A 25,361-nucleotide genomic window follows, 5' to 3' on the forward strand; every position below is an offset into this window, starting at 1 on the left:
CGTCACCCTTTCATCCTGTTGACCTGGTCCATGTCCAGCGTCCTGTACCGGTGCGAGATGCCCAGGACGAAGGCCAGGCCCACCGACACTTCCGCCGCCGCCAAGGCCAGGATAAAGATGTACATGACCTGCCCGTCGGGCTGGCCCCAGCGAAACCCCGCCGCCACGAAGGCCAGGCCCGAGGCGTTGAGCATGACCTCTATGGAAAGGAGGATGAAGATGACCTCCCTTCTGAGGAGCACGCCGAAGAGGCCGATGATAAAGAGGACGCCGGCCAGGACCATCGCATGCTCGAACAATACGGCGGTCATCCCGGCCCTCCCCTCTTCTCCGGGACGTCCTCCCTCCGTCCCAGGTGATAGGCCCCGACAAGCCCGGCCAGAAGAAGCATCGAGCCCAGCTCCACGCCCAGCACGTACGGCCCGTAAAGGGCTATGCCTACCGCCTTGGGGAGGACTTCTTCCGCCCCGCCGGCAAGCCCGGTGGGGTGAAAAAGGATATACAGAAGCTCCCCGCCCAGAACGAGGGAAAGAAACGCCGGCCCTGCCCACATCTCCGGGACCATCCAGCGGGCGCCCCTCCGGGGAGGGACCTCGCCCAGGTTCAGAAGCATGATGACAAAGACGAAAAAGACCATGATGGCCCCGGCATAGATGATGACCTCCAAGGCGGCCACGAAGGGAGCGCCCAGTATGAAGAAAATGACGGCCACCGCAAGAAGCGAGACGATGAGGTACAAAAGCGCGTGGATGGGGTTTCGCCGGGTCACGGCAAGCATGGTGGCAAGGACGGCCACCACCGAGGTTATGTAAAAAACGACTTCCATGCCTGCCCCTTTCGCTCCCTCAGGGCATGAGGTCCCTGACGTCCACGGGAGGCCGCTCGTCCACGGCCTCTCCCTTGTCTTTGCCCTTGACGGCAAGCCCCGCCACCTTGTAAAAGTTATAGCCGTGGTACTTGCCCTCGCCGTCTATGAGGAGGTCTTCCTTTTCGTAGACCAGGTTCTCCCGCCTGTACTCGCCGAACTCGGCGTCGGGGGTGAGCTGTATCGCGTAGGTCGGACAGGCCTCCTCGCAGAAACCGCAGAGGATGCAGCGGGAGAAGTTGATGCGGAAAAAGGCGGGGTAGCGCCGGCCGTACTCGTCCTCGGCGGCCTGAAGCGCGATGCAGTCCACCGGGCAGGCCACGGCGCAGAGGTAGCAGGCCACGCAGCGCTCCTCGCCCTCTGGGTCCCGCGAGAGGATGATGCGGCCCCGCCACCGCGGAGGCATATAGAGCTTCTGTTCCGGATACTGGACGGTCACCCGCCTCCGGGCGAGGTGGCGAAAAACGTTCCAGAGGGTTTTCAGTATGCTCAGCACGAATCTTTCACCCCATCGCGGCAAGCAGTATGCCGCCGGTGACCACAAGGTTCAGAAGCGACAGGGGAAGCAACACCTTCCACCCGTATGCCATGAGCTGGTCGTATCGCGGCCGCGGCAGCGACGCCCTGAGCAGGATGATGAAGCAGACGACCGCGAACGTCTTCAGGGCGAACCACACCAGGGGCGGCAGATACGGCCCCAACCAGCCGCCGAAGAAAAGGGTGACCGTGAGCGCCGAGACGAGGGTCACCCCGATGTACTCGCCCACGAAGAAAAGGCCGAACTTCATCCCGGAGTACTCGGCGTGAAAACCCGCCACCAGCTCGCTCTCGGCCTCCGGCAGGTCGAAGGGCAGGCGGCGGGTCTCGGCCGTCCCGGCTATCAGGAAGACCACCAGCCCCAGAAACTGGGGGATGCAGAACCACAGGTCCTTCTGCGCTTCGACGATGTCCGAGAGCCTGAAAGAGCCCGCCAGCATGACCACCCCCATGAGGGAGATGCCCATGAAGACTTCGTAGCTCACCATCTGCGCCGAGGCCCTCAACCCTCCCAGGAGGGAGTACTTGCTGTTGGAGGACCATCCGGCGAAGGCTATGCTGTAGACCGCCAGGGAGGACAGGCCGAGGAAATAGAGGAGCCCCACATTGAGGTCGATGACCTCCAGCCCCGGGGCGAAGGGGATGACGGCAAAGGACAGAAGAGCGCCCAGCACGACGATGGTGGGCGCGAAGACGAAGAGGGCCTTATCCGCGAAGGGCGGTATCCAGTCCTCCTTGGCCAGGACCTTCAGCATGTCGGCCAGGACCTGCAGGATGCCGAAAGGCCCCACGCGGTTGGGACCGTACCTGTCCTGCCAGAGCCCCAGAAGCCTGCGCTCAAGCCAGATGAGTCCCGGGGCCACGACCATCACCGCGACGAAGACAAAAAGGACCTTCAAGACGGGTATCAGAATTTCCATGGTCACCCCTTCCGGACCTCCCCCCAGAGGGGGCTTCTCATCCACCGGAGCCCCGGAAGGCCCGACGGCAGGCCGGCCACCCCGCGGGGAAGCTCGGGCTTGAGCACGAGGGGAAGCCTGAGGGTCGCCTCTCCCAAAACGACGAGAAGCTCCTCGCCTCCGGAGGCGCCGAGCCCCTGGGCGTCCTCCTCTCCCAGGGCTACGTAAGGCTTGGGCGCAAGCGCGGCGATGCCCGGAGCCCGCGCGCTCAGCTCCTCGGAGCCAAACACGTGATGAAGCGGACAGAGGAGCCACCGCCCCTCCCGCCGGGCGAAGGGCTCGGGGATGTCCCCATAGTAGGCGCCCTCCGCCGCCTCCGCGGCACGGAGAAGAGGGACGCCCGGGCTTCCGCCCCTGAGGACGCCCCCGACCTGTTTTTGATACTTGTCCACGGCCTGCACGGAGTTCCATCCGGGCGCCCAGAGGCGCGGGATGAGGGAAGGGGGCGGCGTCCCCGGGTATCCCTCCATGGAGAAGTCCAGCGGAGAGTCCGGGTCCTCGGGGGGCCTGGGCTCATGGAGGGTCCTGTCGGCGTGCATCGCCGTCCGGCCGCTGTAGCGGTGGGGCTGGCGGGGAACCCTGAGCCCCCGCACCCTGAAGCCCGCGGAAGGGGCGGCCCGGGCGACGCCCCGCATCCGGGGCAGCTTCTCCTCGATGCTCCTGAGGAGGGCATCCAGGGTCTCCCACCGCGCGGCCTCGGGCCAGCGGGCGGCCAGCATCATCTGCCGGAGCCACCGCCAGCTCTCCCGCACCCCCTCCGGGGGCGGGAAGACCTCGAAGAACCTCTGGGCCCGGCCCTCGCTGTTTACCAGCGTGCCGCTCCCTTCGGCGAACGTGGCGGCGGGGAGCACCAGGTCGGCCTTCTCCGCGGTGGGGCTTGCCAGGGAGTCAAGGACCACGATGCGGCAGGCATCCAGAAACTCCTCGGCCCGCGCGGCTTCCATCCTGGCGTAAAGGTCGGCCTCCAGGATGACGGCCGCCTCCACCCCTCCGCCCCTTACCGTCTCATACGCCTTCCCGAGCCCTTTTTCGCTCATCAGGGCGAGGCCGATGCTGTTACAGTCGAAAGCCGAGAGGTAAAGCCTGCACTCCTTTCCGGCCTCCGCCAAGGCGCGGGCCACGTTGGCCGCAGCGTGGACCGCCGCCGTCCCCGCGCCCGCGCCCGATATCACAAGGGGCCTTTTGGCCCGCTTGAGGTCGCCCGCTATGTCCTCGGCCAGGCTCCTCACGCCCTTCTGGAGGGCGGAGACCCCGGGGGCGCCGCCGGCCAGCGCATGGGCCACGGCGAAGCCCAGCCTGGCGATGTCCCCGGGCGAGGCCCGGTAGGTGCGGCTGGCGATGTCCTCTATCCGCGTGGCTGCGGGCGTGGCGATACTGAGGGGGTTTTGCTCCTCCCTCTGGGCGAAGGTCCGCAAGGCCGTGTCTTCCCAGCGGGGAATGCCGTAGGAAAGGGCCAGCTCGATGGGCCCCTGGCGAACGGACTGCCTCAGGGCAAGGGCCATCCGGGGGGCGGTGGCCGAGATGTCCTCGCCCAGGACGAAAACGGCATCCGAGGACTCCGCTTCCTGGAGCGTAGGCGCCGGGGCCGGGCAGGTGCGGCGTACGGCGAGGATGGCCAAGAGGGCCTGAAGCTCGCTCTCCGGGACCCCGGCATAAAAGTTCTCCGGGCCCACCAGCTCCCGAAGGAGGAAGTTCGCCTCCACCGAAGCCCTCGGCGAGCCCACCCCCACCACCCGGGCCCCAAAGTGCAGGACGTCGGCCATCTGCCTCAGCGCCGTCTCCGGGTCCACCGGCACGCGCCCCCATCCGCTCTCCCTGAGCAGGGGGCGGCCGATGCGCTCCGGGCTGTTTACGAACTCGTAGCCGAAGCGGCCCCGGTCGCAGAGGAAATAGCCGTTGACGACGCTGTTGTAGCGGTTGCGTATCACCCGCAGGGATTCGTAGCGCTCCCCGGCGATGGTGTTGCACCCGTGGGCGCAGTGCACGCAGACGGACGGGGCGCTCTGAAGGTCCCATTTCCGCGTGTAGTGCCCCTTGAGGGTCTTGTCGGTGAAAACCCCCGTGGGGCAGACCTCGGCCAGGTTGCCGCTGAATTCGCTCTCCAGGACGCCGTCCTCGTACCGCCCGAAGTACACGTGGTCGTGGGAGCCCAGGACGTCCAGGTCCCGCCCCCCCGCGTATCCCTTGTAGAAGCGCACGCAGCGGTAACACTGAATGCAGCGGTTCATCTCGTGGTTGACGAGGGGGCCCAGGTACTGGTTGCGATACGTCCGCTTCGTGAACCTGTACCGCCTGTACACGTGCCCCGTCATCTCGGTCATGTCCTGCAGGTGGCACTCCCCGCCTTCGTCGCAGACAGGGCAGTCGTGGGGATGGTTTATCATCAGCCATTCGATGACCTTGGCGCGGAAAGCCCGGGCCTCAAGGTCGTCCACGGAAAGCCGCGTGCCGTCCTCCGCCAGGGTCATGCAGGACATGGCGAGCTCTCCCTTCGCGTCCTCCTCGTCCTTGAAGACCTTGACCGCGCAGAGCCTGCACGCGCCCACGGAGTCAAGGGCGGGGTGCCAGCAGAAGTACGGGATGTCGAACCCCAGCGTGAGGCAGGCCTCAAGCAGGTTCTGCCCGTCTTCCACCTCGTACGGCACGTTATCCACGTAAATGGTGGCCATCCTAGAGCCCCGCCCTTCCGTACGTGCAGCGTTTCTCCCGGATGTGCCTCATGAAATCGTCCTCGAAGTACCTGAGCGCGCTTCTCAGGGGCTCCATGGCCCCCGGGGCCAGAAAACAGAACGTGCGGCCCGACCCCAGGTCGCGGCAGTGCTCCCTCAGGATGTCCATGTCGCCGGGCTCCCCCTCGCCCCTCTCGATGGCCTCCAGGATGCGGGCTATCCACGGGAGGCCCTCCCGGCAGGGGGTGCACCAGCCGCAGGACTCCCGGCTGAAGAAGTCCATGAGGCTCCACGTGGTACCTATTGGGCACGTCCTGTCGTCCAGGACGACCACCGTCCCGGTCCCCAGCCTGCTTCCGCTTTCCGGCATGCTGTCGAAATCCATCTTCGTATCCAGATGCCCCTTGAGGACGAACTCCGTGGAGGCCCCACCCGGGATGGCCGCCCTGAACCGGTATCCCTCGCGCATGCCTCCGGCGTGCTCCTCCAGAAGCTCCCGCATCGTGGTGCCCATGGGAAGCTCCCAGGCACCCGGCCTTTGCACCCGGCCGGCCATCGTGTAGAGCTTGGTCCCTCCCTCCTTGGTCCGGCTCAGGCCCTTGTACCACGCGGCTCCGTTCTTTACGATGTGGGGGACGTTGCATATCGTCTCGACGTTGTTGTTCACGGTGGACTTTCCCCAAAGGCCGCAGACGGAGAGGTGCGGAGGTTTGGCCCGGGGGAAGGGGCGCCTGCCCTCCAGGGCCGTCATCATCGTGGCCTCCTCCCCGCACATGTAGCGTCCGGCGCTTGAGTGCACGTGCAGGCGGAGGCTGAAGTCCGTGCCCATGATGTTTTCGCCCAGGAAATTGCCGTCGTAAGCCTCCGCTATGGCCCGTTCCAGGCGCTTCCGCGCGGCGTGATACGCCCACCGGAGAAAAATGACCGCAGTGCTGGCCTCCAGGGCGTAGGAGGCTATGGCCATGCCCTCTATCAGCAGGTGGGGGTTGCCCTCCATCAAGACCCTGTCCTTGAAGGAGCCGGGCTCCATCTCGTCGGCGTTACAGGTGTAGTACTTGGGATGGCGGGCCTTCTCACCCATGGGCATGAAGCTCCATTTCTTCCCGGTGGGGAATCCCGCCCCTCCCCGCCCCCGGAGGCCGGAGGCCAGGACTTCCTTGGTGACCTCCCCGGGCTTCATCTCCTTGAGGGCCCTCCTCAGGCCCTCGTAGCCTCCGGCTTTCCGGTACTCCCCGAGGGTCGGCGCGGCGCCGTCGGCCCTGAAGGCCCCGGTCAACGGTTTTCTCTCCGTGCCCGCCGTCACTTGTAGTCCTCCAGGATGCTGTCTATCTTCTCCGGGGTCAGGTCTCCGTAAAGCTCCTCGTCCACCATCATGGCGGGGGCCACGCCGCAGGCCCCTATGCAGCAGACGGGAAGCAGGGTAAACTGCCCGTCCTCCGTCGTCTCCCCGAAGCCCACGCCCAGCCGCGTGCTCAGGTGCTCGAAAACCTCCCTGTAGCCCATTATCCAGCAGCAGAAGGAGTCGCACAGCAGAATGACGTGCTTGCCCACCGGCCTTCTGAAGATGAGGCTGTAGAAGGTGGCGATGCTGTCCACCTCGGCGGGCGACATCCCCAACATCTCGGCCACCTCGGGGAGCTCGCCGGAGATCCAGCCCCGGTGTCTCTGGACGACCTTCAGGGCGTCGGAGACGGCCTCTCTCTTGTGCACGACGTCCTTGAGGCTCTTTCTTATCTCTTCCTTTTCTTCTTCCGTGAGCATCCCGTCTTCTCCCGCAAACGACGGTTCATTTGTCTATGTCGGCCAGGATGAAGTCCACGCTTCCCAGGATGGCCAGGAGGTCCTGTATCATGAGCCCCCGGCTTATCGCCGGGACCATCTGCATATGGGCAAAGGACGGGGTGCGGATGTGCACCCGGTACGGCATGGTGTCTCCGTCGCTTATGAGGTAGTAGCCGTTGGAGCCCTTGCTGGCCTCGACCGCCTGGAAGGCCTCCCCCGCCGGCACCACGGGCCCCCAGCTGACGTTCAGAAAGTGGTCGATGAGGGTCTCGATATGAACCATGGTCTTTTCCTTGAGGGGCGGCGTCGAGGCGGGATGCTCCGCCTTGTACGGGCCGGAGGGCATGTTCATGAGGCACTGCTGCACGATTCTCAGGCTCTGGCGCATCTCCTGCACCCGGACCACGGCGCGGTCGTAACTGTCCCCTCCCTCGGCCGTGGGGATATCGAACTCGAACCAGTCGTAGCCGGAGTACGGCCTCTTCTTCCTGAAGTCCCACTCCACGCCCGTCGCCCGGAGGCCCGGACCCGTCACGCCCCACTGGACCGCCTCCTCGGCGGCATAGCGGCCGATGCCCTTGGTACGGGCCTTCAGGATGCTGTTCTGCATGACGATGCGGTCGTACTCCCTGAGCCGCCGGGGCAGGTAGCGGATAAGGTCCCTGACCAGCTTCTCCCACCCCCGGGGAAGGTCCTCGGCGACCCCGCCGATGCGGAACCAGCCCGGATGCATCCGCCCCCCGGTGACCGCCTCGACGATACGGAAGATGACCTCCCTGTCGTTGAAGGTATAAAAGACCGGGGACATGGCCCCCAGGTCCTGGGCGAAGGTGCCGTACCAGACCAGGTGGCTTGCCAGGCGGAAAAGCTCCGAGACGAGGACGCGGATGACCTTGGCCCTCTCGGGCACCTCGATACCGGCGAGCTTCTCCACGGCAAGGACGTAGGGCAGGTTGTTGAGCACGCCGCCCAGGTAGTCGATGCGGTCGGTATAGGGGATGTAGGTATGCCAGGACTGCCTCTCCCCCATCTTCTCGGCCCCCCGGTGGTGAAATCCGATATCCGGCACGGCGTTGACGATGAACTCCCCGTCAAGCTCCAGAATGATGCGCAGGAGGCCGTGGGTGCCGGGGTGCTGGGGACCGAGGTTCAGGAAAAGATACTCCGTGTCCTCCCGCCTCCTCCTGAGCCCCCAGTCCTCGGGCCGGAACTCAAGCTTCCGGAACTCCATGGCCTCCTTCTCCTCCGGAAGCTCGTAGGGCTCCATCTCGGTGGCGCGGGCGGGGTGGTCCTTCCTGAGGGGATGGCCCTTCCACCCCGCCGGCATGAGGATGCGCCTCAAATCGGGGTGGCCGTCGAAGGATATGCCGAACATGTCCCACACTTCGCGCTCGTACCAGTCGGCGTTGGGCCAGAGGCCGACGGCGGTCCCGACGGAGAGGCGGTCCTCGCCGAGGGGCACCTTTACCCTGATGTCCTCGTTCCTCTCCAGGGACAGGAGGTGGTAAAGAACGGTGAAATCATCCCGGGGGAGGCCGTGCGCCTCCGAGCGCACCCGCTCGTCCACCGCCGTTATGTCGTAGAGCATCCGATAGGGCTCCTTTGCCTCGCTCTTGAGGAAGCGCAGGACGTCGAGCGCCTTGTGCCGGGACACCCAGACGGTGGGCACGCCGTCGGCGGCCTGCTCGGCCGTTATGGCCTCCGGCCCGAAGGACGCCGTGAGCTCCCGGACGACCCTTTTCTCCTCTTTGACTGCCTGCGCTCTTTCCTGTCCCATGCGTTCAGGCGCTCGCTACACGTGCTCCGGCGGGCGGAGCCTGCCGGTCTTCCGCCGCTCCGCCCTCTTGAGGTCCCGCATGGAGGGCATCTCGGGCCTGTGCACCCCTTGGGAGCCCAGGGCCCAGGTGAGGGGCCTGCCCTCCTTTCGCACGAGCTTCTGAAGCAGGAGAAGCCCCTCCATGAAGGCCACCGGGCTGGGCGGGCAGCCCGGCACATAGACGTCCACGGGAAGGAACTGGTCCACCCCCTGCACCACGCTGTAGATGTCGTACATGCCCCCGGAGTTCGCACAGGAGCCCATGGAGATGACCCAGCGGGGCTCCATCATCTCCTCATGGAGCCTCTTGATGACGGGGGCCACCTTCTTGAAGACCGTGCCCGCCACTACCATCACGTCGGCCTCCCTCGGGGTTCCCCGGATGACCTCGGCCCCGAAGCGCGCGATGTCGTACACGCTGGTGATGCTGGTGGCCATTTCCACATAGCAGCAGGAGAGGCCGAAGTTGAAGGGCCACAGGGAATTGCTCCGGCCCCAGGCGATGAGGTCCTTGAGCCTGGCCAGAAGGATGCTCCGGCTTACCGCCTCCGCAAGGGACGCCCGGGGCTGCCAGGGCCGGCTTATCTTCCAGGAGCCGTATTCACGCTCTTCCTTCATCCTGCCTCCCCGTGACCTGCGGGCGCGGCCAGTCCAGCGCCCCCACCCGCCAGAGGTACGCCAGCGCGGCCAGAAGGACCGCTATGAATATCACCATCTCGATGTAGCCGGCCCAGCCCGCCTCCCGCACGGCCACGGACCACGAAAAGATGAAGACCGACTCCAGGTCGAAGACGACGAAGAACATGGCCACCAGATAGTACTGGATGTCGAAGCGGAGCCTGCTGGTCCCTATGGGGGCCATGCCCGACTCGTAGGGCTCCTCGGTGGCCCTCTCCGCCCGCCGCTGCCCCAGAAGGTACGACACGACGAGCATCACGGCCACCGTGACCACGACAAGCCCCAGATAAACCGCCAGCGGCCAGTAGATGGTGTCCCCCTTCATCTCAGGACCCCTCCTCCGTCTTTCCCCCGGGGCTTCCCGCCAGCCGCCTCTTGCTCCAGAGGCCACCCAGGCCGAGGAGCATGAGGGCATAGAGCGCCGCCACCACCGCGAAGAACGTGCGGGGGGAGACCCCCGGGTCTATGAGCTTGCCCCTGTCCACCCCGTTGAGCTTCAAAACGTAGGTTATGATGTTTGCTATCTCCTGCTGGGTCAGGGACTTGCTGTCCCCGAAATTAGGCATGTGCAGGGCAGGGCCCGGACCCGGGGGGACCGAGCCGTGCTGGATGAACCTGTCGATGTTCTTGGCGAAGGTCAGCGGGTCGTCGCTGTACAAGGCCCGGTCGATGGGATTGAGAGTCGGCACGTGGCCGCTTTGCGAGCCGGGGTTGAACGCTCCCTTCGTCCCCTCGGGGCCGTGGCAGCGCTGGCACTGCTCCTTGAAGAGAACCCCTCCGTGCCCGGCGCTTCCCACGACGTAGGCGGCCGGGCCCACCTCCCGGGGGTTGGCCTTCCCCTTGGGGCTGGGCAGGGGAGGACCCTCTTCTGCCGGTGCGGGCGCGGCCTCCGTCTTTTCCGGCGCCTTGGGCCTCGATCTTTCCTCTTTGGGCGAAGTTTTGGCCTGGGCTTTCGGTTGCTCCTTGGACGAGGCCTCGGCCTGGGCCTTGGCTACGGGTGGCCCGGCCGCGGTGACGCCGTTTAGCTTCATGACGTAGGCGATGACGTCGGCTATCTGCCGGGCTTTGAGGGTCTCGCTGAACGAGGGCATGGATATCTCGGGGTTCGGCCCCTTGGGGACGGAGCCGTGCTCGACGAAACGGTCCACGTTCCTGGCGAACTCGGCGGGGTCGCTGCTGTACAGGCTGCGGGCAATGGGGTTGAGGTCAGGGACATGCCCCATGCTGGAGCCCGGGTCTGGATGTCCGTGCTTTCCCTCCGCGCCATGGCAGGCTGCGCATATCTCTGCGAAGAGGCTCTTGCCCCGTTCCGGGTCTCCCGTGAGGGTCACGGCCTTGCCCACCGCCCTCGGATTTACATTACCCTCGGGCGCCGGCAGCTTGGGGTCTCCCCCCGCAGGCGCCTGGGCGGCCTCGCCCAGGCCGGCAAGGAGCAGGCCCGCGAGGTGCTCTCCCACGGGGTCGCCGCCGCCCTGCCGGGCCTGTGTCTGCCCTCCCGCTGGCGCCCTGCCGTACCCCTTGCTCAGGTAACCCTTTATGCTCAGGGCCAGGATGACGGCCCCGACGATAATGGCAAACGATATGGCCACCGGCCGCCTGAAAGGGTTTTTCTCGGGGCTGCGGTCGACGAAGGGCAACAGGACGAGAATGGCCACCAGGGCCCCGGGCACGGCCACCGCGCCCACAGGCTCCCAGGGGCCCTGGAAGTACTTCAGGGCCTCGTAGAGAAAGAGAAAGTTCCATTCCGGCTTGGGCACGTAGGAGGTGTCCAGCCTGTCGGCGGGGCCGCTGTAGTCCGGAGGGAGGAATACCACGAGAGCAATCAGAATAAAGAATATGAAGGAAGCGAAAAGCGCGTCCTTCAAGGCCTGGTCCGGCCAGAACGGGCCGGTGGTCCTTCTTTTCTCTTCCTTCCAGGGCCCCACGCTCCCCCCGCGGCGCATGGCCACGATGTGAAAGCCGAAAAGGAGCGTGAGCAGAAGGGGAAACACGGCCACGTGCAGGCCGAAGAGGCGGCTCAGGGCGAGCTGCCCCATGGTCTCCCCTCCCCGGAGAAAAACCCTGAGGTAATTGCCCACCACCGGCACCACGCCGGCGATGTTCGTGCCCACCTGGCCCGCCCAGTAGCCCGCCTGGTCCCAGTGCAGGGGAGCACCGGTAAAACTGAGGGCCATGAGCGTAAGGAACAGCGCTACGCCGAAAAGCCAGGTAAGCTCTCGCGGCCTCTTGTACGCCCCCCAGAGAAAGGCCCTGGCCATGTGCAGGCCGACCACCATGATGATGAGCTGGGCTCCCCAGTAGTGCAGGCCGTGGATGAGCCAGCCGAAGGGCACCTCTCGCCTGAGGTAGGTGAGGCTGTTGTATGCCTCGTGCTCCGTGGGAACGTAGTAGAAAAGCTGCATGACCCCCGTAAGGGCCTGAAGCGAAAAGAGGACCAGGACCGCGCTGCCGAAGCTGTAAGAGAAACTGGCGCCGCCGGGTATCTCCTCGTCCAGAACAATGTGGGCCACGCTCGAGAAAGGCCATCTCTGAGCCAGCCAATTCTTTATCGACGTCCGCATAATTCCTATACGGGCACCTTCTTCGAAATGCCTACCTTGTAGCGGACCCACTCGACCAGGAGAGTATGATTCTCGACCTTGTGGGGCATGGTGTCCAGGGGTCGCGGCGCCGGGCCGGCCAGCACGCGGCCGTCCTTGGCATAAACGCTGCCGTGGCAGGGGCACTCGAAGTGTCCGGTCTTGGGGTCCCACTTGTAGTAGCACCCCATGTGGGGACAGATGGGCGAGAACGTGGTCACGCCCTCGGGATGCTTTATCACCCACACCCTGTGCTCGACCACCTCATGGTAGTACGCTTTCTTCTCCCGCACGTCGAAGTGCAGGTCCATTGGCTGGCCCACGGGCAGGTTTTGAAGGTCGGTCACCTTCTCGAAGGGGTTCTTCTCGGCGGGCGGAGAGGTAAAAAGGTTCTTGACGAAAGGGACCCCCAGGAGAAGGCCGTTCAGGGCCCCCAGGGCTCCGAGGGTCCACTTGAGAAACCGCCTCCGCCCTTTCGGCACGTCCCGTTCTTCCGTCCTTGCAGGCTCCATTTTCTCCGTTCCTCTTTGATATCTGCGAAAAGCCGCTTTTCGAAGGTAACGCTTGATTAGGATGGTAGAGCATTTTCCCCTACCCGTCAACGGGAAAAGAAGAAAAAAGAACGGGACGGCCCGAAACCGTTGAAAGGGAAACTACGTTCGGTCCATCTCGATTTTCCTCACGGCGTTTCCCTTCTCGTCGAAGGTGCAGGCGGCAAGGAAAGGGTCGTGGTAGAAGGTAAACCAGGCGCCTTCCTCCACGCCCTTTCTCTCCAGCTCCTCCTTCCGGGCGATGGCATCCAGGGGGAAGTTGTCATAGGCCATCACCCAGAGGGGATTGAAGTGCAGGTGGGTGGGAAGGAGGTCGGCCAGGTGAAGAGCCGTCTGTCCTCCGGAGGCCACCCTTACGACCTGATGCCCCCGGGTGTGCCCGCCCGTAGGGTGCACCGTGACGCCCTCGCAAACGGTGTGCTCGCCGTCGACGAGACGGAGGTTGACGCCCTGCACGAGGCCCTCGAAGTTCGCGGCCCAGTAGGAGCCGGCAGCGCGCCTGTTCGGGCTCGCGGCGTCTTCCCATTCGGCCCGCTGCACGATGTGCCGGGCACGGGGAAAGGCGAGCTCCCGCCTGCCGTCCCTCTTGAGCACGACCCCGCCGGCATGGTCGAAATCCAGGTGGGTGAGGACGACGTGGGTGACGTCCCCGGGGGCAAGCCCCAGGGCCGCGAGCGACCCGGGGACGTCCCATTCCTTTGTCACCCGGTATATCCTCTTCTGTTTCTCCGTGAGCTTGTTGCCAAGCCCCGTGTCCACCAGGACGAGGGCCGAGGGGGTCTTGACGAGGACCGGCGCGTTCGGAAGCCGGATGTAGTTGTCCTCCACGGGCGGGAGTTTCTTCGCCCAGAGCACCTTGGGCACCACGCCGAACATGGTTCCGCCGTCAAGCTCGAACACCCCGCCCTCAAGCCAGCGAAGCTCGAAGTCCCCTATCCGCAAAGCCTCCGCCATGTCCTATCCCCGGGGGCGTGAACCGTCGCCCCCGGAATTCCCCGCCCTTCCCGGTTAATGCCCGGCACCTCCAGCGCCGTTACCGCGTACTATAAGAACCCGTCATGCCCGAAATCAAGAAGGCGGGACGAAGACCCTGTGCCCCGTGCGGAAGGGCGCCGGCATCCCTCACCCGGCAGACACCGCACCGAAGCCCCCCTCTGACCAAGATAATCATCCATCTATTCAAGCACTTTGGGCTTTGCCCATGAAACGAGAGAGCACCGGAGGCACCTGGATGTTGCCCTCGCACAAGCCTTCGATTTATAATAATTTTAGATGGAGGGTTCAGGCGTGCTTACCAATCGCGGCCGACGTGCCTTGAAGGGCGCATTCTTCGCCTTGCTCCTTGCCATCCCGCTCCTGGCTCCGGCCCTCCCGACCTCCGAGGCGCACGCTGCCCGGAAAGGCGACAGGGCAGAGGAGCGCGTCCTTTATACGAAGAACAGCCTCTACCAATACCTTGTCGTTGCCGATGACCTCCAGAAACAGGAGCGGTACATCTATAACTCCAAACGTGATTACATGCAGGGAGGCACGTCCCTCAAACACCCCGACGCCCTGCTCTTTGAGTACACCCGCCTGTCCTTCATCGCCCTTGCCTTCCTCGACAGGACCCCCAAGAAGGTCCTCTTTGTCGGGCTCGGTGCGGGGTCCATGCCCCGCTGGTTTCACCGGTACTATCCCCAGGCGAAGGTGGACGTCGTGGAGATAGACCCGGAGATTTTCAAGATAGCCAAGAAGTATTTTTCCTTCCGCGAGGACGAGCGGATGAAGGTGCACATAATGGACGGCCGCCGCTTCATCAAGCGCTCCCGGGAAAAGTACGACATGGTCTTCCTCGACGCCTACCAGACGGACTACATCCCCTTCCACCTGACCACGGTGGAATTTCTCAAGGAGGTCAGGCGCATCCTGGCCGACGACGGGGTGGTGGCCTCCAACATCGTCTCGGAGCGGAGGAACAAGTACTTCTACGCCATGATAAAGACCTACGTCGAGGTCTTCCCCCACCTTTACATTTATAAGGCCCTGCATTCGGAAAACAACATTTTTATCGCCCCGGCCTACGGCAGGAAGAAGAAAGCCGAGGACATACGGGCGAGGGCCCGCCAGCTTGAGGGGGAGAAGAGCTTCGACTTCGACCTGCCCTCCCTCAACGACTACTACGGATATTACACGTTTTTCAAGATGCCGCCGGACACTCCGCTTCTCACCGACGACTTCGCCCCGGTGAACCTTTACAGATACATGGGAGTGGAGGAAAATAAGGGCGGGAGAAAAGCACGGTGATAAAATTCGTGGTCTTCGTCTGCGGGGCGCTGGTCATGTCCTACGAGATACTGGGAAGCCGGGTGCTCGCGCCGGACTTCGGAAGCTCGGTGTTCGTCTGGGGGAGCCTGATAAGCGTCTTTCTGGGCGGGCTGTCCTGCGGGTACTATCTCGGAGGCAAGGTGGCCGACGTCCGGCCCTCGACGAAGAAGCTGGGGGTCATCATCCTCGTTCCGGCAGGCATGTTCCTGGCCTTCCCCCTGTACGGGACGGCCGTTGCGGACTGGATATTCGTGAAGGACCTGGGCATCCGGCTGAGCCCCCTTCTGGCCTCCCTCATCCTGTTCTTCCCCCCCGCCGTGCTCCTGGGCATGGTGAGCCCCTATACGGCCAAGCTCATGCTCTGCAGCCTCCACACCTCGGGCAGCACCGTGGGAACCCTCTACGCCCTTTCTACCTTCGGGAGCATCGTGGGCACGCTGTTTACGTCGTTTTATCTCATCACCGTGGCCGGGGTGACCAGGCTCATCATGGGACAGGGAGTGGTCCTGCTGGCCATCACCATTCCCCTTATTTTCATGAAGCTGAGCTGCCCGGTCGCCGAGCCCGACAGTCCGCCTCCCCAAGGCGAACGCCCGTAAGCCCAAACTCCCCGGAGCACGCGTCAGAGGACGCTCAGCGCCTGGTCCGCGGCGCGCCGCCCCTCCTGCGTGGCGGCCACCCAGTGCTGGTGGCCGTTCAAATCGGCGTGGCCGAAGGAGATGCGCCCGAAGGGCTCCCGGATGACCTCCGGGGGCGCGGGACGGTCCCCCGTCCCGAAGTAGAAACCCGGCTGAGGGACTACGTACCCATAGAGCCAGCGGTTCAGGATGATGCCGGCAACGTCGGTCTCCGGGTTGAACCCCGCGGGGCCGAAGAGCCGGCTGAGGTGCGAGAGGATGCGCTCCTCGTACCGGGCGTAGCTCGTCTCCAGGAGCTCCTTTCTTCCCCGCTCCACCTGCTCCGCGACGGGGAGCCCGGGCCGCTGGAAGGAAACATAGAAGGTGAGCACGATGGGCTTGTCGGGGTGAAGCGGGGGACTGTACTCGCCCACCACCATGGGCCGCCTGATATTGCAGGAGAAGCCGAACCCCTCGAACCAGCGGCAGGCGGTGTAGCCCAAGTGGTAGAGAAATCGCCAGTTGGTCAGCGCCACGTTGACGATGAGCATGGGGGCGAAGGTCATCTGCGCGAAGGCGTCCCGATGCCCCGCGGGAAGCCCCTGCACTATCCTCCTGGCGCTGTAGCTTCCCGTGGCCGCCACCACCGCCCCGGCCTTCAGGCGGAAGGCCTTCCCGTCCCTGAGATAGGTGACCAGGACATGCTCGGACTTCGCCGGGTCCCCCTCGTGCTGCACGCGGAGCACCGAGGCCCCGGCCCGGAAGCGCACGCGGTTGTCCGGCTTGTCAAGGGCCGCCCAGCGCACGGGGCGGTTCTGTATGTCCTCAAACTTTTTCTTCCCTTCGATGGCCTCGGGGATGAGGGCCTTGATGAAGAAACGGGAGAACCCGTCGTTGCCCCCGGGGAAGGAGTCCCAGTGGTTCGTCTTGAGGCTCCTGTGCCCCCTGAAATTGGGGAAACCGGGCATGTAAACCTGGTGGGCGGCGTATGCCGATATGACGTCGCACCCCAGCCCCACGGTGCTGGCCAGTATGGGATGGGCGAAGCGGGGAACCTCCGGGGAAAGGCCCATGACCTTTTGCAGGTACTGCTCATAGGTCATGCCGTCGAGCCACCGCTCGTAGTGCTCTCCCGTGTAGAAGCGCTCCTTGGAGTTTCTCCACCTGAGGAAGTCCCGGCGGACCGCCTCGGGATAGGGAGTGCCCTTGAAGGCGTTCTCCCAGATGCCGCCCACCCAGTGCCCGGTCCCCCGGCCCTGGCCGCCGAAGAAATACCCGATGCTCTTCGAGGTAAACCATATCCTGTAGCCGAAGTTGGTCCTGTCGAAATCCAGGTCCTTTCCCCGCACCTGCAGGTCCTGGTACGTGAAGTGCCGCGGGACGCCTAGCTCGTCGTATATCTCGTAGCCGGGGATTCCCGGCGTAAGGACGCCAAAGGAGTTCGACCCCTGGGGGGCAATGAGGCGCACGCCGTTTACGACGAACTCGTTGCGCTTGGCCACCCCTCCGAAGATGGGGTGGTTCTCCAGGATGAGGCACCGCGCCCCCCGGGGCGCCTTTTTCTTGAACTCATGGGCGGCGGAAAGTCCCGAGAGCCCTCCGCCGGCAATCACGAGGTCGAAGGCCTCGCCGGTGTCCACCAGGTCGGCGGAGGAGGAAGGGGCCGCACCCTTGGTGATGGCCTCCAGCACCTGCATCACCTGCCGCGTGTTGCCGTGAGAGGTGGCATAATCCCCGAGGCCCCCACACCCCGTCCGGGGAAGCACGGCCGCCAGGAGCCTCCCCGGGGCCGGCAGGCGCAGAAGCGAGGCCCCCGTGCCCAGGAGGACCGCGTTCAGGAAATCCCGCCGGGTGATGCCCGCTTTCGCCTTGCGCGTCCGCTTCATCGCTCCTCCCATGATAGTACAAGGTTCGCTCTTTGTGAAGAGCCGAGGCGGGACGGGTTCGGGTGTCCGAGCGGCGGGTGTGAGAGGCCGGTCCGCGCAGTGCCCGAGGGGCCTCAATTGTCGGGCGAGTCCAGCCTTATGATGCCCTTCTGGATGGCGAACTTGATGAGCTCGGCGCGCGAGTGGGTGTTCAACTTCTCGGCGATGTGCGTGTGATGGGTGACCACGGTCTTCACGCTGATGTCCAGGAAGCTCGCTATCTCCTTGTAGCTCTTCCCCTCGGCGATGAGCTTGATGATCTCCCGCTCCCTCAGGGTTATCTTCTCCAGGGGGTCTTCCACCTTCGGAGGCCCCTTGCCCAGGTAGCCGTCCACCACCGCGGAGGCGATGGAAGGCGAAAGATAGAACCCGCCGTCCCTGACCCCGCGGATGGCGTTGATGAGCTCCCCGCCCACGGCCTTCTTCAGGATGTACCCCGAAACGCCGGCCTTGAGGAACCGCGAGACGTACTCCTTGTCGTCGTACTGGCTCAGGACCAGCACCCGCACCCCGGGGTGCTTCTTGAGTATCTCGGCCGTGGCCTCCAGGCCCCCGATGCCGGGCATGGCGATGTCCATGACCACCACGTCGGGGAAAAGCTCGTTGACCTTCTCGATGGCCTCCTTGCCGTCGGCGGCCTCGCCCACGACCTCCACGTCCTCGTACATGCTCAGGATGAGGGCGATGCCCTCCCGCACCATGGCATGGTCGTCAACGATGACTATCCGGGTCCGTCTGTCCATTGCCTCCCCGCAGAAACTCCAGCGGAATGTTCACCCGTATGCGCGTGCCCCGCCCTCCCTCGAGGTACCGGGAGCGCAGGCACATCCTGCCTCCCAGAAGCAGCACCCGCTCCTTCATGCCCAGAAGGCCGTAGCCCTCCGAACCGCCGGACCTGTAGACGAGCTCCTCGTCAAAGCCCACCCCGTCGTCCTCGACGTTGATGACCAGGTCGGCGTCCTCCCTGAAAAGGTCGACCTCCACCCGGGTGGCCCCGGCGTGCCTGTCTATGTTGATGATGGCCTCCTGCACGATGCGGAAGACCATGAGCTGGCTCCTCTCGTCCATGTCGAAGGCCCCGCTTTCGGCAAAGTCGCCGGAGGAGCGCAAGGTATAGGGAATGCCCTTTGTCCCGAGGCTCCTGTCCAGCATCCAGCGGATGGCGGACTCAAGCCCCAGGTCGTCCAGCACCGGCGGCCTCAGGTCCTTTATCACGCGCTTGATGCCGTCCAGGAGCTGCTCCACCCGGGTAATCTGGTGGCGGAGCATATCCGGGGTGAGCTTGCCTTCCTCCAGGGACAGCAGGGCCATCTCCAGAGACATCCCCAGGGCGGTGACCGTCTGGCTGGTCTCGTCGTGCAGCTCCCGGGCGATGCGCTTCCTCTCCTCCTCCTGTGTCACCATGGACTGCCTGAGGAGGCTGGCGAGCTGCTTCCTCCTCTTCATGAGCTCCCGGGTGCGCTCCTCCACGCGCCTTTCCAGCTCGTCGCTGTGTTGCCGGAGCCTGTCCAGGGAGTCCTTCAGCCGGAGCCGCATGCGCTCCACGCTGCCGGCCAGGGCGCCTATCTCGTCATCGCTTCTCACCTCAACCGGCTCATCCAGGTTGCCCCGTCCTATCCTGCGGGCCGCCCCGGTCAGCGCCTGGACCGGCCGCACGATGCTCCGGCTCAGGCCCACCGCCAGGAGCACGCCCGTAAACAGATAGACCACGCTCAGGATTCCCAGTATCCTGTGAAGCCTGCTCAGGTTGGCGTAGACCACCGACTGGGGCTCCCTGACCGATATGCCCCAGGGGGCCAGCCCCAGCGAGGCGAAGGCAAGGACGTCCTCGGTGCGCCCCTCGCTTTGGCCCTGGGCTCCCTCGTGGCAGCGGTGGCAGCGGGTCACCGTGGAGGCGCCTTTCTCGATGAGGTTTCTCAGGTAGAGGTTATGGTCCACGCCGGTCAGTATGCGCGTGGGGTCGTTGCTCGAGATGATCATGCCGTGGCTGTCTATGAGCTCGATGCAGGTGCCCTCGGTGGAGGGCGTGGAGCCGATGATACGGGTAAACATGTAGCTTGCGGGGTTTATCTCCCCGCCGGCCAGCCCGATGAGACTGCCGGAGTGGTCCTTGAGGGGGACCAGGCCGAAAATGACCTTCTTGCCCGTGGTCTGGAGGGTGTAGACGTCGGATATGAGCGGCCTCTGCTCCGCCATGGCCCTGTTGACGTACGGGATGCTCAGAAGGTTGGTGCCGGAAGCGAACCTGTGGGGGTAGGACAGGACGATGTTTCCCTGCAGGTCCAGGAGGAACACGCCGTCGGTGAAGATGGAGTACTCGTAGGCGCGCCTGAGGGCCCTTCTCTCGGGCGCCCAGTCGCCGTCGTCCAGGTCGACGCTCCCGCTCAGGGAAATGTCCTGAAGCCTCGTGAGGTTGCGCTCCAGGACGTACTCCACGTCCTTGCCCAGGATGGTGGTCAGCATGAGGCGGCTTTGCATGAAGGAGTGGATGATATTGTTCGCTATGAGGTGGCTTATGACCCCGAGGCTCACCTGTATGACGGCCAAGCTGACAAGGATGAAAAAAAGTATCCTCTTCTGCATCCCATGGCCGCCGGCCCTGATCGGCCGCCGGCCTGCACCTCCTGGATACTTTTATTATAAACCTATGTGTTTATAAAATCTATAAATTCCCGCTTGAGAGGATTATACGAACCCCTCCCCTTCCCCGGCCGGGACGTCCTCCTCCCGCCCTTGAAGGGCGTCGAGCTCCAGGGGATGCTCCCGCCGCATGCGCTCCCTTGAAATGTAGCCCGTAAAGATGCTCTTGTCCAGGGGGAAGACGTCGGGGCTGAAAATGGAGTTGTATCCGTGCCAGACCGCAACGAGGATGAAAATGAGCATGGCCGCGTTGCTGTGCAGGGCCTTGGCCACGGGTATGCCCTCTCCGGGCAGATAGTGGGTTGCCTGGATGGGGAACCAGAGCACAAATCCCGTCGCTATCATGACCACCGCCATGGTGACGATACCCCAGTACTCCAGCTTCTGCTGGTAGGTGTAGCGCCCGCAGCGGGCGGGCCTGTCCTCGGCGCCCACATAATATTTTATGTTCTGCACCGCGTCGCGGAAGTCCTTCCTGCTGATGAGCATGGTGGGCTCCCACCTGAAGAGCGAAAGCCCCAGGGCTGCCGCCAGCACATGCACCGCCATCAGGGCGGCGTAGGAGGCCCCCACGTACCTGTGGATGAGCCTCACGTAATCTATGCCTCCCAGGGATTCGACGACCCACCGCGAGGCCTCCACGTAGTAAAACCTCTGCGCAAGCCCTGTCACCACGAGCACGATGATGGCCACCATGTGCACCCAGTGCTCGCCCACCCGGTAGGGGCTGAACCTCCGCACCTTGTCTCCCCTGGTCTGCATGGGCACCTCCTTATCGGTTCGAGACCACCCGCCACAGGTGAAGCAGTATCTGCAAGACAAGGCCGACCACCAGGACGGGAAGGAATATCTTGAAGGCCAGGTTCACGAGATAGACCCCGGGCGCATGGGAGAGGCTCGGCACGTAATGCGAGAGCCAGGCATCGGGGAAATCGCTGGTCGCTCCGGAGTGGCACTGCCGGCAGCTTTTCACCAGCCGCTCCTTCAGGACATTGGCGTCCGGCCCCGTGGTGCTGGTTATGTCGTGGTAGCCATGGCAGTCGGTGCAGACGGCCACCGGCCGCGAGGGCCCCTTCTGCTCCCTGTAAAAGGACAGCGTGACCCCGTGGAAGTCCGAGAGATAGGTCTTCAGGACCTCCGTGGAAAGGCCGTATTTCTTCACCACCGCGGGGTCGGCGTGGCAGTTGCTGCACATGTCGGGGACCTTCTCGTGCTCGGGCTTGTTGACGCTGTGTATCTGGTGGCAGTCCATGCAGACCGGCACGTCGGTGTTCTGCTCGTTGAAAAGCGCCGCGCCGTGCACGCTCCGGGCATAGGTCTTAAAGGTCTTCGGGTGGCAGCCCCGGCATTTCCAGGCGCTGGACACCCTGTCCCGTGCCGCATGCCGCACCGCGTGGGAGCCGTGGCAGTCCACGCACACCGGGGACCCCAGCTTCCCTTCGCAGAGAGTGACGTAATGTATGCTCTTCAGGGTCTTCGCGTATTTGTCGAAGTGGCACCTCCGGCAGGTCTCGGAGTTCGCTATGGTGAAATCCCTCCCGGAGGTGAAGCTTCGCTCCGGGTGGCTTTCGGCCGAGAAGCCGAAATGGCAGTCCGAGCACGAGAGGTTGCCGTGCACGGAGCCGTGGATGTCCTCAAGGCTCACCTCGAGGGAGACCGTCTGGGCGCCCACGGCCAGGGACATGTCCTTGTCGTGGCAGCCCATGCAGTACTGCTCCTCGCTTTCGAATTTCCTCCCCTGGGCCACCACCGTGATGCCATGGGCCCCGTGGCAGTCGGAGCAGAGGACCGGCTCGCCCGCCTCCTTTTCCCGGGCGATGAGGAGAGCGTGGGCGGGACTCTTCCGCAGCTCTTCTGCGGGATGGCACCGCCGGCAGACGCGGAGCGTCCGCGTCCTGAAGAGCCGCTCGCTCCTGAAGCTCCTGCGAGGGTGCACGCCCGGCCCGAAACCCTCGTGGCAGCCGCTGCAGCCCAGCTCGCGGTGCACCGATTTCCGGAAATCCTCGGCGCTGACGTGGGCCTCGCGCCTCCCGCCGTCGCCGAAGGTCATGACTATGCCCCGTTTCCCGTGGCACTGGAGGCAGCCCGTGACTTCCCTGGAGAGGTCGGCTGCCCGGGCCTCCGGGGCGAGAAACCCCAGAAGGGCCCCCTCTAAGAAAAGAAAAAACCCTATCCATGCGAATGGCCCCATGGTCACCTTCCCCGGAATAACCCCCGGGGCCTCGGCGAGGCCCCGGGGGGCTTTCTCGTGGAGCCAGCAGGCCTCCCCCGGAGAAGCTTCGCGTGTCCTATCCTCCGGAGGAGCGGCATTCAGTGGGCCTCCTTGTACTCCGGCTCTTCCCGGACGACGGGCATCCGGTTGACTATCCAGCGGAATATCAGTATGTGCAGCGTCAGCAGCGCACCCACGATGGCGACCTCCGTCCAGGGGGGCACGATGTGCTCGATATGGTGGGGCAGGTTCCAGTTGAAGGCAACGATGGAGACATTCAGCCGGTTGACGAGGATGCCCATGACGGCCCAGAAGGCCCCGAACCGCACCGCCAGGGCGCTTGCGGCCTTTACGCCGTAGGTCAGCACCAGGGCCGGTGCGAGGACGAACCCCAGTATCTCCAGGAGATACCAGTAGCCGTACGGCGTCAAAAGCGCGCCCCAGAGGTCCGCATGGGCCACGGCCACCAGCTTCATGGCGAAGTAGACATACATGGCCGCGACGGCGCCCTTGCCGAGCCCCAGGGTCAGCCTGTCCAGGTTGCCCCGGTAGGTCTCGTCCGTCGCACCCCTCAGATACCTGGCCACCAGGGTGCTGACCGCGATGACCATCGCGAGGGCGGCGTAGACACTGGATATCAGGAACAGTTGCGGGATGTAGGAGCTGTACCACAGCGGGTGCAGCTTGCCCGGCGCAAGCAGGAACATCGCCCCCAGAGCCGACTGGTGCAGCGTGGAGAGGATGATGCCCGCGATGGTCATGGCTATGGTAATCCTGACCGCCCAGAGGCGGACCCTCCTGGCCCTGAGCCACTCAAGGATGGTGGTGCTGAACTCAAGGAACTGCACGGTCAGGTAGGTGGCGACATGCCAGGCCACCAGGAAAAGGACCGAGGCGGTGCCGAACTGCACCACCATGGGATAGTAGATGCGCCACGGCCTTCCCAGGTCCACCAGGAGGTACAGGACGGCGAACAGGTATCCCATGAACCCCGTCAGCACCCCCAGCCGCACCAGAGGCTTGTAGGCCTTGAACCCGAAAATGTAATACATGGTGGCCATGACGAAGCCCGTGGCCGAGAGGGGCACCCCTCCGAAGAGGCCCCATCCCAGCAGCAGCCCCCACGGGTACTCGTACGATGCGTGGGTCACGCTCTCCAGGCCGAAGAGGAACCGCACGGCGATGACCGGGAGGCCCACGGCCAGGACAGCGCCGGCCACGACGTTGAACGGCGTCACCAGGGAGCGCATGTACTCCGGCCAGGACATCCCCATGAGGAGCTTGCCCATGAACCAGGAGCGAAAGTCAGTCTTCTTCAGGGCGTATTCGGCCTCACCGTTCATTTTCTCACCTCCTCGCTGCCGGCCCCTTCCTTCTCCGTCTCGTGGTTCTCACGGTGGCGGACGGCGGCATACAGCATCCCGAAGAAGGCCGGCCATATCACGAAGACCGAGGGCACGGCCGCGAGGAACCCCTTGGCGTAGGAAATGGGAGGTTGCATCGGGACGTCCTTCGGAAATCCGACCTGTTCGAAGGGAACGGGGGACAGGTACAGCCAGTTCAGGCCGCCGGCCTCTTTTTCTCCGTATATGTGGTCGACGTACGTATCCGGGCTCCGGAGAATTCTCTGCCGGGCCAGCTTCAGAAGGTCGTCGCGCCTGCCGAAGGTCACCGCCCCCATGGGGCAGGCCGCCGCGCAGGCGGGCTTGAGCCCGTCCCTTATCCGGCCCAGGCACATTATGCACTTTTCCACCTTCGGCTCTAGGGCGCTCTCGTAATCATATGTGGGCACGTAGAAGGGGCAGGCGATCATGCAGTAGCGGCAGCCGAAGCAGAGGTCCTCGTTGTAGTGGACCGGACCCTCCGGGGTTTTGGTGTACGCATGAATGGGGCAGGCCGAGGCGCAGGCCGGCTCCATGCAGTGGTTGCACTGTATCTTTCTGTAAACAACCTTTCCCCCGGGCGTCTCGTAGCGGTTGACCACGGTATAGACCCCGGGGGTGGTCCTCCTCTCCTCGTCGAACACCGACGAGTCGGTGAAGGGCGTCTCGGGCTCCGGCAGGTCGTTGGCCTCGTTGCAGGCCTTCTCGCAGCTCCGGCAGCCCACGCAGAGGCTCAGGTCGGTGAGCATGCCGTAGCTTCCGGGGTAGCCGGTGAAGTTCTCCGAGCCCCCGGCCTTCTTCGGGTGTCCCAGAACGGCCGTTCCTCCGGCCAGGGCCATGGAGCCCAGGAAGGCCCGCCTGCTGAGGCCCCGGGAGCGGCCCTTTCCCTTGTCTTTCTTCATCCTTTTCTTTTCATCTGGTGTTTTTCCCATGAAACACCTCCGGCCTCCTCTACCGATGGGTACGGTTGTGGCACGTAAGGGCGCAGTTCTCGGGGGCTCCCAGCACGCCCATGTCCCGGTGACACGAGAAGCAAGCCCGGTGGTAGGCCACCTTCAGGGAAGGGACCTCCACCGACGCGCCCCCGGCCTTCCCGTGGCAGCTTCCACAGGGGAGGAAGGCCGCCTTGGCCGTCTGCCTGAACTGCTCCGGGGCAACGTCATGGCAGCCGTTGCAGGTGGATGCGGCCGTGGGGTGCGTGTGGTGGCACTTTGCGCACTCGCCGGCCAACATGACGTGCATGGGGTGGTCGAACCGCACCGCCTGATACCTGTCCACCAGGCTGTCCAGCACGATGGCCCCGGGGGGAGGTCCCCCCTGCCCGGCCCGGGCGAGCCAGGCGGGCAGGAGAACAACAGCCGCCAGAAACACTGTAGCCGTCATCTTCGCCATGGGACCCTCCTTAGCTCTCCCGTCCGCCCTTGCCCTCGCGGGCATTCTTCTTGCGGCCGGTGAAGTACGCCTCCACGGGGCTCCACCCGTAGGACGAGCCCGCGCCCAGGAGCCTGCCCAGGCCGTTGACGACCGCGATGGCGATGGCGGCGACGAAGGTCAGGGGCAGAAGGGTCACGTACAAAAGACCGATGAAGGGTGCGGACACCATCCGTCCGACGCTCCTCATGGTCTCCCGGTACCCGGTGGACCTGATGTACTGCGCATCCTCCCGGGTGGCCTGGGCCAGGCCCTGGAACGGACGCGGCTTGAGGAGTTCCCAGAGGAGAATAAACCCGGCTATTGCGCTGATGGCCAGGATATACTCCACCGCCTTGACGTGGGTGAGGAAATCAAACAGGGTGTTCATCGCTTCCTCCTTTCCCTTTGCTGGGGGACAGGACCTCCGGT

24 protein-coding genes are annotated in these 25,361 nt (G+C 64.4%); 2 read left to right on the top strand and 22 right to left on the bottom strand.

The annotated features are described in order from the left end of the window. Window positions 1–2: 2 nt before the first annotated feature. The 13 genes from nuoK to P8Y39_00640 all read right to left on the bottom strand — a co-directional run bounded on the left by nuoK (window position 3) and on the right by P8Y39_00640 (window position 13,390). A complete protein-coding gene (gene nuoK, locus P8Y39_00580; protein MEJ2190827.1) occupies window positions 3–311 on the bottom strand; it encodes an NADH-quinone oxidoreductase subunit NuoK in 309 nt (102 codons plus the stop codon). After that, window positions 308–826 (bottom strand): NADH-quinone oxidoreductase subunit J, encoded by a 519-nt coding sequence (nuoJ, locus tag P8Y39_00585; GenBank protein MEJ2190828.1) that lies wholly within the window; start codon window positions 824–826, stop codon window positions 308–310. The genes nuoK and nuoJ overlap by 4 nt, the downstream gene beginning before the upstream one ends. Window positions 827–845: 19 nt before the next feature. Next, window positions 846–1,361 (bottom strand): NADH-quinone oxidoreductase subunit NuoI, encoded by a 516-nt coding sequence (nuoI, locus tag P8Y39_00590; protein MEJ2190829.1) that lies wholly within the window; start codon window positions 1,359–1,361, stop codon window positions 846–848. A 7-nt stretch (window positions 1,362–1,368) separates the two neighbouring features. Next, window positions 1,369–2,322 carry an NADH-quinone oxidoreductase subunit NuoH gene (nuoH, locus tag P8Y39_00595; GenBank protein ID MEJ2190830.1) on the bottom strand — a complete coding sequence of 318 codons (954 nt, stop codon included), beginning with the start codon at window positions 2,320–2,322 and terminating at the stop codon, window positions 1,369–1,371. Between the two features lie 2 nt (window positions 2,323–2,324). Then, window positions 2,325–5,030 (bottom strand): NADH-quinone oxidoreductase subunit NuoG, encoded by a 2,706-nt coding sequence (gene nuoG, locus P8Y39_00600; protein MEJ2190831.1) that lies wholly within the window; start codon window positions 5,028–5,030, stop codon window positions 2,325–2,327. Window position 5,031: 1 nt separating this feature from the next. Further along, window positions 5,032–6,333: an NADH-quinone oxidoreductase subunit NuoF gene (gene nuoF / locus P8Y39_00605; GenBank protein ID MEJ2190832.1), complete on the bottom strand. Its 1,302-nt coding sequence runs from the start codon at window positions 6,331–6,333 to the stop codon at window positions 5,032–5,034. Then, window positions 6,330–6,791 carry an NADH-quinone oxidoreductase subunit NuoE gene (gene nuoE / locus P8Y39_00610; protein MEJ2190833.1) on the bottom strand — a complete coding sequence of 154 codons (462 nt, stop codon included), beginning with the start codon at window positions 6,789–6,791 and terminating at the stop codon, window positions 6,330–6,332. The genes nuoF and nuoE overlap by 4 nt, the downstream gene beginning before the upstream one ends. A 25-nt stretch (window positions 6,792–6,816) precedes the next feature. Continuing rightward, window positions 6,817–8,589, bottom strand: coding sequence for an NADH-quinone oxidoreductase subunit C/D (gene nuoC / locus P8Y39_00615; protein MEJ2190834.1), 1,773 nt, complete (start codon window positions 8,587–8,589; stop codon window positions 6,817–6,819). Between the two features lie 15 nt (window positions 8,590–8,604). Next, entirely contained in the window at window positions 8,605–9,246 is a 642-nt protein-coding gene (gene nuoB, locus P8Y39_00620) for an NADH-quinone oxidoreductase subunit NuoB (GenBank protein ID MEJ2190835.1), read from the bottom strand. Next, window positions 9,230–9,631 (bottom strand): NADH-quinone oxidoreductase subunit A, encoded by a 402-nt coding sequence (gene ndhC / locus P8Y39_00625; GenBank protein MEJ2190836.1) that lies wholly within the window; start codon window positions 9,629–9,631, stop codon window positions 9,230–9,232. Before ndhC ends, nuoB begins: the two co-directional genes overlap by 17 nt. 1 nt (window position 9,632) lies before the next feature. Beyond that, the gene (locus P8Y39_00630; protein ID MEJ2190837.1) at window positions 9,633–11,816 is read right to left on the bottom strand and encodes a cytochrome b N-terminal domain-containing protein; all 2,184 of its coding nucleotides are present in this window, start codon (window positions 11,814–11,816) and stop codon (window positions 9,633–9,635) included. 56 nt (window positions 11,817–11,872) lie between these two features. Continuing rightward, entirely contained in the window at window positions 11,873–12,367 is a 495-nt protein-coding gene (locus P8Y39_00635) for a ubiquinol-cytochrome c reductase iron-sulfur subunit (protein ID MEJ2190838.1), read from the bottom strand. 171 nt (window positions 12,368–12,538) lie between these two features. Then, on the bottom strand, window positions 12,539–13,390 hold the full coding sequence (locus P8Y39_00640) for an MBL fold metallo-hydrolase (protein MEJ2190839.1): 852 nt from the start codon (window positions 13,388–13,390) through the stop codon (window positions 12,539–12,541). A gap of 333 nt (window positions 13,391–13,723) precedes the next feature. Here P8Y39_00640 and P8Y39_00645 point away from each other — a divergent pair, with 333 nt between their 5' ends. Further along, window positions 13,724–14,722, top strand: a complete 999-nt coding sequence (locus P8Y39_00645; protein MEJ2190840.1) for a fused MFS/spermidine synthase — start codon at window positions 13,724–13,726, stop codon at window positions 14,720–14,722. Then, a complete protein-coding gene (locus tag P8Y39_00650; GenBank protein ID MEJ2190841.1) occupies window positions 14,719–15,342 on the top strand; it encodes a fused MFS/spermidine synthase in 624 nt (207 codons plus the stop codon). The genes P8Y39_00645 and P8Y39_00650 overlap by 4 nt, the downstream gene beginning before the upstream one ends. Window positions 15,343–15,365: 23 nt before the next feature. Here the strand turns inward: P8Y39_00650 and P8Y39_00655 are convergent, their stop codons facing one another. From P8Y39_00655 to P8Y39_00695, 9 genes are all read right to left on the bottom strand, one after another. After that, entirely contained in the window at window positions 15,366–17,246 is a 1,881-nt protein-coding gene (locus P8Y39_00655; GenBank protein MEJ2190842.1) for an NAD(P)-binding protein, read from the bottom strand. A 113-nt stretch (window positions 17,247–17,359) separates the two neighbouring features. After that, a complete protein-coding gene (locus P8Y39_00660) occupies window positions 17,360–18,028 on the bottom strand; it encodes a response regulator transcription factor (GenBank protein ID MEJ2190843.1) in 669 nt (222 codons plus the stop codon). Then, on the bottom strand, window positions 17,997–19,868 hold the full coding sequence (locus P8Y39_00665) for a HAMP domain-containing protein (GenBank protein MEJ2190844.1): 1,872 nt from the start codon (window positions 19,866–19,868) through the stop codon (window positions 17,997–17,999). Before P8Y39_00665 ends, P8Y39_00660 begins: the two co-directional genes overlap by 32 nt. A gap of 102 nt (window positions 19,869–19,970) precedes the next feature. After that, complete coding sequence (locus P8Y39_00670; GenBank protein ID MEJ2190845.1) at window positions 19,971–20,687, bottom strand: cytochrome b/b6 domain-containing protein; 717 nt, start codon at window positions 20,685–20,687, stop codon at window positions 19,971–19,973. Between the two features lie 10 nt (window positions 20,688–20,697). After that, window positions 20,698–22,116, bottom strand: coding sequence for a cytochrome c3 family protein (locus P8Y39_00675; GenBank protein ID MEJ2190846.1), 1,419 nt, complete (start codon window positions 22,114–22,116; stop codon window positions 20,698–20,700). A 119-nt stretch (window positions 22,117–22,235) separates the two neighbouring features. Next, window positions 22,236–23,480, bottom strand: a complete 1,245-nt coding sequence (gene nrfD / locus P8Y39_00680; GenBank protein ID MEJ2190847.1) for a polysulfide reductase NrfD — start codon at window positions 23,478–23,480, stop codon at window positions 22,236–22,238. After that, complete coding sequence (locus P8Y39_00685; GenBank protein MEJ2190848.1) at window positions 23,477–24,421, bottom strand: 4Fe-4S dicluster domain-containing protein; 945 nt, start codon at window positions 24,419–24,421, stop codon at window positions 23,477–23,479. The genes nrfD and P8Y39_00685 overlap by 4 nt, the downstream gene beginning before the upstream one ends. Before the next feature lie 49 nt (window positions 24,422–24,470). Continuing rightward, window positions 24,471–24,911: a cytochrome c3 family protein gene (locus tag P8Y39_00690; GenBank protein ID MEJ2190849.1), complete on the bottom strand. Its 441-nt coding sequence runs from the start codon at window positions 24,909–24,911 to the stop codon at window positions 24,471–24,473. A 10-nt stretch (window positions 24,912–24,921) separates the two neighbouring features. Further along, window positions 24,922–25,320: a hypothetical protein gene (locus P8Y39_00695; GenBank protein ID MEJ2190850.1), complete on the bottom strand. Its 399-nt coding sequence runs from the start codon at window positions 25,318–25,320 to the stop codon at window positions 24,922–24,924. Window positions 25,321–25,361: the final 41 nt, after the last annotated feature.

Source organism: Nitrospirota bacterium (assembly GCA_037386965.1).
GTDB lineage: Bacteria > Nitrospirota > Thermodesulfovibrionia > Thermodesulfovibrionales > JdFR-86 > JARRLN01.

What these genes read in the sequence shown, in the direction of transcription:
- nuoK (MEJ2190827.1), bottom strand. Translation starts at nt 311, where the DNA reads ATGACCGCCGTATTGTTCGAGCATGCGATGGTCCTGGCCGGCGTCCTC.
- nuoJ (MEJ2190828.1), bottom strand. Translation starts at nt 826, where the DNA reads ATGGAAGTCGTTTTTTACATAACCTCGGTGGTGGCCGTCCTTGCCACC.
- nuoH (MEJ2190830.1), bottom strand. Translation starts at nt 2,322, where the DNA reads ATGGAAATTCTGATACCCGTCTTGAAGGTCCTTTTTGTCTTCGTCGCG.
- nuoG (MEJ2190831.1), bottom strand. Translation starts at nt 5,030, where the DNA reads ATGGCCACCATTTACGTGGATAACGTGCCGTACGAGGTGGAAGACGGG.
- nuoE (MEJ2190833.1), bottom strand. Translation starts at nt 6,791, where the DNA reads ATGCTCACGGAAGAAGAAAAGGAAGAGATAAGAAAGAGCCTCAAGGAC.
- nuoC (MEJ2190834.1), bottom strand. Translation starts at nt 8,589, where the DNA reads ATGGGACAGGAAAGAGCGCAGGCAGTCAAAGAGGAGAAAAGGGTCGTC.
- nuoB (MEJ2190835.1), bottom strand. Translation starts at nt 9,246, where the DNA reads ATGAAGGAAGAGCGTGAATACGGCTCCTGGAAGATAAGCCGGCCCTGG.
- ndhC (MEJ2190836.1), bottom strand. Translation starts at nt 9,631, where the DNA reads ATGAAGGGGGACACCATCTACTGGCCGCTGGCGGTTTATCTGGGGCTT.
- P8Y39_00640 (MEJ2190839.1), bottom strand. Translation starts at nt 13,390, where the DNA reads ATGGCGGAGGCTTTGCGGATAGGGGACTTCGAGCTTCGCTGGCTTGAG.
- P8Y39_00655 (MEJ2190842.1), bottom strand. Translation starts at nt 17,246, where the DNA reads ATGAAGCGGACGCGCAAGGCGAAAGCGGGCATCACCCGGCGGGATTTC.
- P8Y39_00660 (MEJ2190843.1), bottom strand. Translation starts at nt 18,028, where the DNA reads ATGGACAGACGGACCCGGATAGTCATCGTTGACGACCATGCCATGGTG.
- P8Y39_00665 (MEJ2190844.1), bottom strand. Translation starts at nt 19,868, where the DNA reads ATGCAGAAGAGGATACTTTTTTTCATCCTTGTCAGCTTGGCCGTCATA.
- P8Y39_00670 (MEJ2190845.1), bottom strand. Translation starts at nt 20,687, where the DNA reads ATGCAGACCAGGGGAGACAAGGTGCGGAGGTTCAGCCCCTACCGGGTG.
- P8Y39_00675 (MEJ2190846.1), bottom strand. Translation starts at nt 22,116, where the DNA reads ATGGGGCCATTCGCATGGATAGGGTTTTTTCTTTTCTTAGAGGGGGCC.
- nrfD (MEJ2190847.1), bottom strand. Translation starts at nt 23,480, where the DNA reads ATGAACGGTGAGGCCGAATACGCCCTGAAGAAGACTGACTTTCGCTCC.
- P8Y39_00685 (MEJ2190848.1), bottom strand. Translation starts at nt 24,421, where the DNA reads ATGAAGAAAGACAAGGGAAAGGGCCGCTCCCGGGGCCTCAGCAGGCGG.
- P8Y39_00690 (MEJ2190849.1), bottom strand. Translation starts at nt 24,911, where the DNA reads ATGGCGAAGATGACGGCTACAGTGTTTCTGGCGGCTGTTGTTCTCCTG.
- P8Y39_00695 (MEJ2190850.1), bottom strand. Translation starts at nt 25,320, where the DNA reads ATGAACACCCTGTTTGATTTCCTCACCCACGTCAAGGCGGTGGAGTAT.